At 63.0% G+C, this 3,455-nt stretch carries 4 protein-coding genes; all 4 read left to right on the plus strand.

From position 1 onward, the window contains the following. Positions 1-627: molybdopterin cofactor-binding domain-containing protein (locus tag DBR24_RS06385; protein ID WP_146188974.1), on the plus strand; the 627-nt coding region annotated here is incomplete at its 5' end. Then, complete coding sequence (locus tag DBR24_RS06390; protein WP_025111196.1) at positions 620-1,159, plus strand: (2Fe-2S)-binding protein; 540 nt, start codon at positions 620-622, stop codon at positions 1,157-1,159. The genes DBR24_RS06385 and DBR24_RS06390, both read left to right, overlap by 8 nt. 2 nt (positions 1,160-1,161) lie before the next feature. Further along, entirely contained in the window at positions 1,162-2,397 is a 1,236-nt protein-coding gene (locus DBR24_RS06395) for a cytochrome c (RefSeq protein ID WP_128614244.1), read from the plus strand. 1 nt (position 2,398) lies between these two features. Next, entirely contained in the window at positions 2,399-3,370 is a 972-nt protein-coding gene (locus tag DBR24_RS06400) for an XdhC family protein (RefSeq protein WP_128614245.1), read from the plus strand. The last annotated feature ends 85 nt before the right edge of the window (positions 3,371-3,455 follow it).

Raw genomic sequence — 3,455 nt, forward strand, 5'->3', positions numbered from 1 at the left:
GCCGAGGCCGAGTACAGCATCGACGGCGTGCGCGAGCGTCTGCCGCTCGATGGTCTGGCGGTGAAGTACGGCGATGGTGCGCCGCAAGCGAAGAAAGCGCAGATGAACAGCGCCGGTTTCCACCTGCTGGATCGCCAGAACATCAACTACCCGGTGGTTCAGTTGAACAACGCTGCGGTGACTTACTACAGCCCGGTGGCCACGCTGGTGGAGCTGAAGGTCAACAAAGGTTCGGCGGAAGTCGAAGTGCTCAACCACCATTCGTGGGTCGAGTGCGGTCGGGTGCTGGTCGAAGAACTGGTCAAGGGCCAGCTCGAAGGCGGCATCGCCATGGGCATCGGTCACGCGCTGATGGAAGAGATGCCGCTGTATGAAGGCGGGCCGGGGGAGGGTGACTGGAACTTCAACCGTTATCGCCTGCCGATGGCCCGCCACGTGGCGGTGTGGAAGCAGACCGCGGAGATTCTGCCGCCGCTGTCGCCAAGCGATCCGTCCAAAGGCATCGCCGAGGTGGTGATGATCCCGGTGGTGGGTGCCATCGGTAACGCCGTGGCGCACGCCATCGGTAAACGTGTTCGCGATCTGCCAATCACTGCTGCGCGCATCAAGGAGGCCCTCAATGGCTAACCGTCCGCTTCAACTGACTCTCAACGGTCAATCCGTCGGCCCGGTGGACATCCCTGATGACCTGCCGATGATCGACTACCTGCACGAATACAAGAACCTCACCGGTTCGCGCCTGGGCTGCGGCCAGGGCATCTGCCACGCCTGCGTGGTGATTGTCGATAACCCGGACGGCACCAGCGAAGAAGTACGCACCTGCATCACCGGTGCGCATTACTTCGAAGGCAAGAAAGTGCGCACCATCGAAGCTCACGCCAAGCGTGACGAGCAGGGTCAGGTCACTGAGCTGAACCCGATCCAGCAACGCTTCGTCGACGAATTTGCCTTCCAGTGCAGCTACTGCGCGCCGGGCTTCGTCAACGCCGCGACCGTGCTGGTGGAGAAGCTGCAGCGCCAACCGATTGCCAAGAGCAAGCTGGAACAGGTCATCGAAGACAGCCTCGGCCATCACGTCTGCCGTTGCACCGGGTACGTGCGTTACTACAACGCGACCCGCAACGTGCTGACCGATCTCGGCCTGGTCAAGGAGGGTTGAGCATGAAGCATCTATTGACCCGTCTGACCCTGGCGGTCGGACTGGCTGCGCCGGTGCTGTTTGCCCACGCCGACGACCAGGTCAAGCGCGGCGAATACCTCGCCCGCGCGGCCGACTGCATGGCGTGCCACACCGCACCGGGCGGCGCGCCGTTTGCTGGCGGGCTACCGATCGTGTCGCCGTTCGGCACGATCTACGGCACCAACATTACCCCGAGCAAGGAGCACGGCATCGGCCTGTACAGCGATGACGAGTTCTTCGCTGCGCTGACCGAAGGCAAGCGCCGCGACGGGGCGAATCTGTACCCGGCGATGCCGTACACCTCGTACCACCTGATGCCGCGGGAAGATTCCGACGCGATCCACGCGTACCTGAAAACCATCGAGCCGATCGAGCGCGCCGCGCCGGTCACCAGCCTGAGCTTTCCGTTCAACGTGCGCCTGGGCCTGATGGGCTGGAACATGTTGTACGGCAAGGCCTTGAAGCTGGAGCCGGCCGAAGGCAAGAGCGAGGCCTGGAAGCGCGGCCAGTACATGGTCGAGGTGCTTGGTCACTGCGGCGAGTGCCATACCCCGCGCGGCTTGCCGGGTGCGATGCAGATGGACAAGCGTCTGACTGGCGGCGTCCTCAACGGTTATCTGGCGCCTGGCCTGCTGGCCACCGATCTGGCGGCGCGCGGCTGGAATCAGCAAGACCTGAGCACGTTCCTCAAGCACGGCATGAGCGCCCAGGGCACGATGTTCAACGAGATGTTCCCGGTGTTCCACAACAGCACCCAGGGCCTGAACGATCAGGATCTGAAAGCGATGGCGACGTTCCTGCTCGGCGACAAGCCGCCTGCAGCCGCAGCGCTCGTTGAAGTACCCATGGACAAGCTCGGCCCGAGCGCGCAGCGCGGCCGTCAGGAATATTTGAACGTCTGCGCCGGTTGTCACGCTGCCGGGGGTGAGGGCAAGCCGCACATCGCCGTGGCCATGCGCGGCAATACCACGCTGCGCCTGGAAGATCCGCGCAACCTGGTGCGGGTGATCGAAGACGGCATCGGCGAGCAGAAATTTGCCGGGTTCGAGCATATGCAGCCCATGCCTGGGTTTGCCGACAAGCTCAGTGCTGCGCAACTGACCGATCTGCTGAACTACCTGCGTCAAGGCTGGGGCGGTCAATCGGCTGAACTGGCGGTCAGTGACGTGCAGAAGCTGCAAGCGCAAGTCCCGGCCGTCGAACACAAGGCGCACTGACATGCAGCATCTCGATCTACAAGTGTTACGCCGGGCGCTGGCGTGGTCGGTGGTGGGGCAGCGCATCTGGCTGTGCACCGTGTTGACCACCTATGGTTCGGCACCGCGTGCTCCGGGTTCGTTGCTGGCAGTGAACGACGACGGGCAGTGGATCGGCTCGCTGTCCGGTGGCTGCGTCGAGGAAGACTTTCTCGAGCGCGTGGCGCAAGGTGCGTTTCTCGATGCGATCAACGTGGTGCGCTACGGCGAAGGCGATGATCCGCGCTCGCGGGTCAGCCTGCCCTGTGGCGGCATTCTCGACGTACTGGTAGAGAAATTTGACGCCGACTGCGAGGTGCAGGCGCATCTGCGTGAGCTCGAATCGGCGCTGCTCGGTCAGCGCCGCTTGATTCGTGAGGTCGATCTGGCCAGCGGTGCGCGCGCGTTGTTTGCAGATCGCGAACAGGGGGCGCGCATCGAACGTGAGATTGATCGGGTGCGCATTCGAGTCGGCGCCGCGCAGCGTTTGTTGCTCGCCGGCTATTCCAGTGTTGCGCAGGCATGCGCCGAGTTTGCGGTGGGTCTCGGTTTCGAAGTGATTCTCTGTGATCCGCGTGATGAAGTGCTCGACGGCGTGATACTGGATGGCGTGGAGATTCGTCGGCAGTTGCCGTCGGTGTTCATTGCCGACGGCGGCTGTCATCGCGATACCGCAGTGGTGGCGTTGACTCACGATCCGCGTATCGACGATCTGGCGATGATGGAGGCGGTGCGTACCGAGGCGTTTTACATCGGCGTCATGGGCTCGCAGCAGACCTCACAGAAGCGCTTCGAGCGCCTGCGCAGGATTGGCGGATTGGGGGAGGTTGAATTGGCGCGGATTCATGCGCCGATCGGCTTGAACCTGGGCAGCAAGACCCCGGCGGAGATTGCCTTGGCGGTGCTGGCGGATATTTTGCGCATTCGTAGCGGGATTGCCCGAGACCAACTCTGATACGGGCTTGTCCATCGAATTGTGGCGAGGGAGCTTGCTCCCGCTGGCCCGCGCAGCAGTCCTTCTTTTTGGATAAAAGTGGGAC

The sequence above is a fragment of the Pseudomonas sp. HMWF006 genome, from assembly GCF_003061205.1.
In the GTDB taxonomy this organism is placed as follows: Bacteria; Pseudomonadota; Gammaproteobacteria; order Pseudomonadales; family Pseudomonadaceae; genus Aquipseudomonas; species Aquipseudomonas monsensis.

Bases quoted from the DNA above. Each gene is read 5' to 3' on its own strand.
- DBR24_RS06390 (WP_025111196.1), top strand. From the start codon at position 620: ATGGCTAACCGTCCGCTTCAACTGACTCTCAACGGTCAATCCGTCGGC.
- DBR24_RS06395 (WP_128614244.1), top strand. From the start codon at position 1,162: ATGAAGCATCTATTGACCCGTCTGACCCTGGCGGTCGGACTGGCTGCG.
- DBR24_RS06400 (WP_128614245.1), top strand. From the start codon at position 2,399: ATGCAGCATCTCGATCTACAAGTGTTACGCCGGGCGCTGGCGTGGTCG.